The sequence below is a fragment of the Vibrio galatheae genome, assembly GCF_000967545.1.
Taxonomy (GTDB): domain Bacteria; phylum Pseudomonadota; class Gammaproteobacteria; order Enterobacterales; family Vibrionaceae; genus Vibrio; species Vibrio galatheae.
The window spans coordinates 1-226 of the sequence record NZ_JXXV01000061.1 but is presented as its reverse complement, the minus strand read 5'-3'; the positions used below and the strand labels follow the sequence as shown (position 1 = coordinate 226).

The following is a 226-nucleotide window of genomic DNA, read 5'->3' as shown; positions in this document are numbered from 1 at the left end:
AAATCCGGCCCCCGCAACCAATGCGACACTAGCTCAGTTGGTAGAGCGCAACCTTGCCAAGGTTGAGGTCACGAGTTCGAACCTCGTGTGTCGCTCCAAATTTATAGTTGTCATCGTACTTAACGGTGAAGAATGCGACACTAGCTCAGTTTATCGAGCGCAGCCTTGCCAAGGTTGAGGTCACGCCTTTCTGTTTATGAATAGGGAACCTCGTGTGTCGCTCCAA

1 tRNA gene is annotated in these 226 nt (G+C 50.9%); it reads left to right on the top strand.

Going from position 1 to position 226, the window contains the following annotated elements:
- Positions 1–22 precede the first annotated feature (22 nt).
- Positions 23–98, top strand: a tRNA-Gly gene (locus tag TW81_RS18730).
- Positions 99–226 lie beyond the last annotated feature (128 nt).